This window comes from Zooshikella harenae, assembly GCF_018837975.1.
GTDB classification, from domain to species: Bacteria; Pseudomonadota; Gammaproteobacteria; order Pseudomonadales; family Zooshikellaceae; genus Zooshikella; species Zooshikella harenae.
This window is the reverse complement of record NZ_JAGSOY010000014.1, coordinates 86,520-93,124: the sequence shown is the minus strand read 5'-3', so window position 1 is coordinate 93,124 and position 6,605 is coordinate 86,520. Positions and strand designations below refer to the sequence as shown.

Below are 6,605 nucleotides of genomic sequence, written 5' to 3'. Positions count from 1 at the left end.
CTAGTTATCAGATAACAAGATGGTTTCTAATTGTTGATCAACTAACTGACTTTGAGGTGTTACTGTTTTTCGGTGCCAAGGAATACGGCCAAAATACCATAACCGCCAAAACCATAAATTTGTATTTGGATTACTTTTTAATAACTCTTCAAATGTTACCACTTTACCCAACCTCAAACTTAACGCCTCAGCATATACGTGATGAACAAATTTAGAACAGTACTGTCGTTTAGCATCAAAATCGAAACCTAAATGATACAATATCCCCATGCGGCTATTAATGCTTGCTTTCAGTAGCTGTAACTGTTTTTTAGTCAACCCTCCGTTAAGACGGCGTATACAAACTTGCGTGCCCACCGTTCTTTTTAAAAATTTTTTTAACCGTGTTTTTCGGCTAAAAGGAACAGCACTTTCTGCTACCCACCATTCATTCTTTTCCCGAATAACAATACCAACATGTGATGTCCAACTATTCGTCGTTTGTGCAACCTGCTTATATAACGCACTTCTGATCGAAATAAAAATTAAATCACCTTCCTGTAAGTGACATGCCACATGATCATGGAAATCCGTCAGTGAATCACTTATCTTTGCAATTACCTGCTGCATCAGGGATCACTCCTTCTTGAACTATCTAGACTAACTATTTTCACCAAAGGACTGTTCTGTGGTGCTCTAAAGTTAAATGCACTGTAATCACTAAAAGGCTTATAGCACAGCATCCCTATTAAGGTATTATATAATGATACTTAGGACGGTATGAGGTGAGAGGTTATCTATCCCCAGTGGCTCTTCCAGCAAAGTTAGGAGAAACTGGCCTAACTATGAAACACATCACATACTTATTTCCATTCAGCTTTTTTACCTGCAAAGGAAACGGTAGAGAGAGACCTACTCATGACACGCACACCGTTAGAACGTAACTTCAATAGCTGGGATAACACGCAACTGTTTTACCGGTATTGGGCCCCCCATCCGACAGGACACTACGCCATTATCCTCTTTCATCGAGGACATGAGCACTCAGGGCGTTGGCAAGAAATGGTCGATAAACTCAATATCCCTACCCTTCACCTGTTTGCCTGGGATGCCCGTGGCCATGGACTATCGCCAGGTGAGCGAGGATATGCGAATAACCTGAATGAGCTTGTCAAAGATGCTGATAGCTTTATTCGCCATATCGAAAAGGACTACCAGATTTCAATGGACCGGATGATTATTCTTGGCCATAGCGTGGGTAGTGTCATTGCCAGTACCTGGGTCCATGACTATGCTCCAGCGATTCGCGGCTTGATCTTAGGTAGTCCTGCACTACGCGTTCGGCTCTATGTACCCTTTGCCATTCCTGCATTACGGCTCCTCTTAAAATATCGCCCCAAATCGTTTATCAGCAGTTATGTCAAAGGGCGTTTGCTCACTCATGACCCTGAAAAAATAATTGAATATGACAATGACCCGTTGATATGCCCTTCAATTGCTGTCAATGTCTTGGTTGATTTATACGATGCGGGTACGCGATTAATGCAAGATGCCGGAGCAATCACTGTTCCAACCTTGCTACTTTGTTCTGGAGCTGATTTTGTTGTCAAACAGCACGCTCAACGTCACTTTTATAATCACTTACCGAATTTACGAAAAGAAATGCAAGTTTTTCCTGGTTTTTTCCATGATACGTTCAATGAGATAAACCGCCATTTACCTATTGCCAAGACACGGATGTTTATTCAAGACTTATTAGCCCGGCCTACACCTGACAGCGATCTTACCAATGCCGATAAACAGGGCTACACTTATGACGAGTACCAACAACTCTTAAAACCCTTACCTAAAACCAACCCTAAATTTTGGTGGTTTAAATTACAGCAAAAATTACTCTACTCTGTTGGTTCTCTCAGTGATGGTATTCGAGTTGGTATTCAAGATGGCTTTGATTCAGGTCGCATGCTTGATTATGTCTACGCCAATAAACCAGCAGGAAAATTCCTGGTCGGTAAATTGATAGACTGGTGTTATCTTAATGCGATTGGATGGCGTGGTATTAGGCTACGGCTCAAACTGATTGAAGATGCCTTAAATGATGCGATAGAGCAACAGCTCACTCAGCTTAAAGAAGTGGCTATTTTTGATGTTGCTGCCGGTCATGGACGCTATGTGCTGGATGTCATTCAGCATTATCAAAACCAACCATTACATGCATTATTACAAGATTATTCAAAAGCAAATGTTGAACAAGGACGACAATGTATAGAAGAGCTTAATTTATCATCACAAGTTCAGTTTCAACGAGGAGATGCCTTTGATGCGCAAGCAATAGAACAACTTAGTTTCCGTCCCTCAATTATTATCGTTTCAGGGTTATACGAACTTTTTAGTGACAATGATGCTGTGATGGGCTCTTTACACGCATTATATTCTATCCTCGCACCTCAAGGTTTATTAATTTACACAAACCAGCCCTGGCACCCTCAGCTAGAATCGATTGCTCGTGTATTAACCAGCCATCAAGGGGGTAAACCATGGATAATGAGGCGTAGAACTCAACAAGAAATGGATCAATTAGTTCATAAAGCTGGCTTTTATAAAGTAGATATGTCCATCGAAAAGCACGGCATTTTTAGTGTATCAACCGCAGTAAAAAAACCGCAATGTCATCCGCAATTACCATGAAGAATCAAAATCTATTTAAGCAAGCATGTCTTTCACTGGCTCTTTTAGGGCCACTTTTTTTTATCAATTATGGACTTGCAAACTATGTAACTTTCCTACGAGCACCTGTCCCCTCGGTATACTTTGAGTGGGAAATGTCAATCCCCGTAATCCCTTGGATGATTATTCCTTATTGGAGCATCGACCTATTTTTTGCCTTATCTCTCTTTTGTTGTCAGTCAACACATGCACTAACCACTCTCACTAGACGCTTAGGATTTGCTATTTTAGTCGCTGTATTTTGTTTTTTAATTTATCCCCTACAGTTTGCCTTTCCTCGACCAGAAGTTAATAGTTTATTAGGTGACTTATTTAACTTACTGTATGCCTTTGATCAGCCCTATAATCAAGCTCCTTCCTTGCATATTGCATTATTAGTTATTCTCTGGCTGCACTATCTCCCCCTTTGTAATCGTCTTTTTAAGTTTATAATACATGTCTGGTTTAGTTTAATCGCTGTCTCTGTATTATTCACATATCAGCATCATTTTATTGATATTCCTACTGGGCTAGCACTGGGCTGGTTAAGCTGCTACCTGTTTCCGACCATCAACAACGCAAATCATCGGTCCCACTTGAATAACCGAAATAGTTTATCTTTTTGGCAATGGCAAGGATTAATCAATTCGCGTTATAGTTTAATTTATGGTTTGTCTGCATTATCGTGTGCCGGACTGGTGTTTATTAACCCACCAACCACTCTTATTTTATTATGGCCAACTTGCTCGCTAATAATTATTAGTCTGGGTTATGCTGGACTGGGTGCAGATATTTTTCAAAAAGATCAAGGAAGAATTCAACCTGCAGCACGCTGGTTACTTTTCCCCTATCACTTAGGCGCTTTACTATCATGGCTTTGGTATACAAAAAATCAACCAGCTTATCAACGTGTAGATGCTCAGTTAGCCATAGGTCGTAAACTGAATACAAGAGACTTAAGTGCTTTGGAAGCACTGAAACCTTTAGCAATTGTTGACTTAGCGAGTGAGTATAATGAGCATCCTCAACTGATAAACCAACAAGTACCTTACTTGTCTCTTGCCATTATGGATCTAACACCACCCACCAAGGACCAATTAGTACAGGCCATTCAGTTTATCCATCATTATCAACAACAGGGCTATCATATTTTAGTCCATTGTGCCCTTGGCTACTCACGTAGTGCTGCCGTTATTATTGCTTATTGGCTGTCGACTGGTCGCTATAACACGCTTGATGAAGCAATAGATCATTTACACACATTACGTCCGAATACGGTACTAAATCAACATTTTATAAACACACTTAATACATTCAATAAAAGCAACAATTCGAACCTCTTAGTAGATACATCAATGAAAACCATTTCAAACACCTGCTGACGCTTTTTATTTTGCATCTTATATCGACAACATTTTTTTAATGAAGCTAGCCTGGTCTATTGAGGCTAGCAATAACCATAAATTGATTCATGAAGGGAATTATTACTCAGGTAGTTTGGGAATGCACAAGGCGAAAGCTGACTCACTGTCTGCACCAGCCATACAAACCGCAGAGGCTTGATATTTTTCCCAACGTGCCTGGCAATCTAAAGTCATATTATGCAACTCGTTACTATTGGTAATAGCCAGTGTTAACTGCTGTACTTGTTTATCCTTTGTTAAATCTACACCTTGTTTGGCTGCTCTTTTTTTTGCTTTATCAAGTATATTAGGCATGTAATGCTTCATATTTTTCATTGCTTTTTTACAATGCTGCTCAATAGACTCGTTCTTCTGCTGTTTTTGTTCAACTGTTTCACTCACAGCAGCACTGACATTTATCCCTCCAAATAAAAAAAGGTATAATATATAACTTAAAAAGTGCTTTTTTATTTGCCACAACCTGAGTTTCATGAATACCACCCTCAAATTACAACTTATTCCCTACCACATAAAGGATCACATAATCTCTGCAATAGACCAATAATAAATATCACCAGGTGCTAACCAATAGACTGTTTCAAAAGGAAAACTCAATGTAAACCAATAAAAAGCTTCACTGACTCCTAAGCGCTGATAATATGCTAAAAAACCTTGATGCTCAGCGGCCTCCGCAGTGAACTCCCAGCCTTGTTTACCACTCACACCTTGCCAGGAATGCACCCCCAATCGAGAGTCAGGATGAATATAACGCCGCTTTCCTGCGAGAAAAAAATCTACCCCGCCTGAAATAATAGAGCTCTTGGCAGTCGTGCATAGTGTAATACCTGACTTTCTTATGATTACTCCAGCCTGTCGATTCGCCTCATCGTCAATTGAGCCTGGTACATACCCCATCACAATAAGTTTTATTGACTCGTCACTCAGTATTGCCTGAACTTTTTTTACAATAGAGCTATCAATTACTCCTTGCATTAAAGCCCAGTCCGGCCCTAACTTAGTAAAAGTCACTGAATCAATAAATAGAGAATTGTTTTGTGTCGTATGACAGGGTGCCAGAGTATGAGACTTACAAAAGCTCAAACTTGGTAAAAAAATGAAAACCCAAAGCGCATACACCAAATAATACCAGTGCTTATTATCGTGCTTTTCAACGTCTGCAGATGTAACTCTTGTCTTCACAGCAATAGCCTTCAGAGCAGCATGCATTTCAGTGCAAAAATACTTTATAAGCCTAGTTTAATCAGAGCAATTGCATATAAAAAAAGTTCGTGATGAATATAGATTGTGCCATTGACAGACAAAAGTGCTTTAGAAAATGGCTGCTGTAAAGGTAAAGTTATAGACCATTGGCCTGGGCTTCATCACTTGATGGCACAGTTAGTGGTGCTATCGCTAGTTTTAACAGAACAGACTAAACCCACTAGAAATCCTTCGCTGTGGGTATAACCTCAGTAGAAAGTTATTTTTCTTATTCAGTTTCTTTATTTATTTGTCGCCAAGCCAACATATCAAAATAAGTATCGAGTCCACGCCAACTTAACTGTATTTCCTGCAAATAATGTTGATACATGGTCTTCACATGTTCAGGTAAATATTGTGGGCCTTTAGTCGTTAAAATGGCTTTTATCATTTTATTTTGCCAGTGACGAATGCTGTAGCGCTGTTTACGCCGATAGTATACTTTCCACTCCTGCCAGGATAACCAATCCATTGGCTTATATGTAAAACGTGCCTGCTCACAGACACCTATACGCGTTCTATCCCAACCTCTTGTCACATCAAGATCAAAACATGCCAGTGCACCAACCAGGCTATCTTCACCAATCGTACCCACAGGTAGCTTGATACTTCCTTCCCGTACACGCTTCACAAATTGATGGGGTAATGCATATAAATTACCAGCCAAACCACCACGTGTGACCATCGTAATAATCTGTTGCTTAGTGCCCCGCCCCACATCCATGGGTATCGCTGCCAGTGCATTCTTTTGTGGATGGGCTTTTTGATACTGATATAACTGGTAAAGAGAATCGCCTACTACTTCACAGTCACCATCCATAAAAATGTAAGTTTCAGCCTCAGCAGCGACTTCATGTACAAACACATTCCAGGCATTTGATTTGTCCCCTTCCTTGATATCCACCAGATTTACCCATGAATGTTGCTGCTGATACTCTGCAACAACCTGTGCCGTGTTATCAGTGCAACCATTTGCCAATACATAACACTGGTATGAACCCTCAGGCAACGCATTGTGTGGTGAATTGATAATACTGATACGAATACTTTCTAAGCAAGTAGTGATACGAGCAGCTTCATTATGAGCAAAAACTGCAATCGCTAGGGCAGGATTTGAGTCCATCATGCATTTGGATCCGTGATTACGACTATTACGTGTTTTAGTACGTGAGCTATGGGCTTTAAAATCCCTTCTTCATCCCGAAACTGACACAACCCTGCATCAGTGACTAAGGGGTATTCAAACCACGGTAAGTT

At 40.2% G+C, this 6,605-nt stretch carries 6 protein-coding genes; 2 read left to right on the top strand and 4 right to left on the bottom strand.

What is annotated here, in order from left to right:
- On the bottom strand, positions 1 to 609 hold the full coding sequence (locus tag KCG35_RS08510; protein WP_215819264.1) for a YiiX/YebB-like N1pC/P60 family cysteine hydrolase: 609 nt from the start codon (positions 607 to 609) through the stop codon (positions 1 to 3).
- A 288-nt stretch (positions 610 to 897) separates the two neighbouring features.
- Here KCG35_RS08510 and KCG35_RS08505 point away from each other — a divergent pair, with 288 nt between their 5' ends.
- Both KCG35_RS08505 and KCG35_RS08500 read left to right on the top strand, forming a co-directional pair.
- Positions 898 to 2,667, top strand: coding sequence for a bifunctional alpha/beta hydrolase/class I SAM-dependent methyltransferase (locus KCG35_RS08505; RefSeq protein WP_215819263.1), 1,770 nt, complete (start codon positions 898 to 900; stop codon positions 2,665 to 2,667).
- Positions 2,664 to 4,067, top strand: coding sequence for a phosphatase PAP2 family protein (locus KCG35_RS08500; RefSeq protein ID WP_215819262.1), 1,404 nt, complete (start codon positions 2,664 to 2,666; stop codon positions 4,065 to 4,067). Before KCG35_RS08505 ends, KCG35_RS08500 begins: the two co-directional genes overlap by 4 nt.
- A gap of 102 nt (positions 4,068 to 4,169) precedes the next feature.
- Here the strand turns inward: KCG35_RS08500 and KCG35_RS08495 are convergent, their stop codons facing one another.
- From KCG35_RS08495 to KCG35_RS08485, 3 genes are all read right to left on the bottom strand, one after another.
- Complete coding sequence (locus KCG35_RS08495; protein ID WP_215819261.1) at positions 4,170 to 4,580, bottom strand: hypothetical protein; 411 nt, start codon at positions 4,578 to 4,580, stop codon at positions 4,170 to 4,172.
- Positions 4,581 to 4,625: 45 nt separating this feature from the next.
- Entirely contained in the window at positions 4,626 to 5,288 is a 663-nt protein-coding gene (locus tag KCG35_RS08490) for a hypothetical protein (RefSeq protein ID WP_215819260.1), read from the bottom strand.
- 289 nt (positions 5,289 to 5,577) lie between these two features.
- On the bottom strand, positions 5,578 to 6,474 hold the full coding sequence (locus KCG35_RS08485) for a glycosyltransferase family 2 protein (protein WP_215819259.1): 897 nt from the start codon (positions 6,472 to 6,474) through the stop codon (positions 5,578 to 5,580).
- Between the last annotated feature and the right edge of the window lie 131 nt (positions 6,475 to 6,605).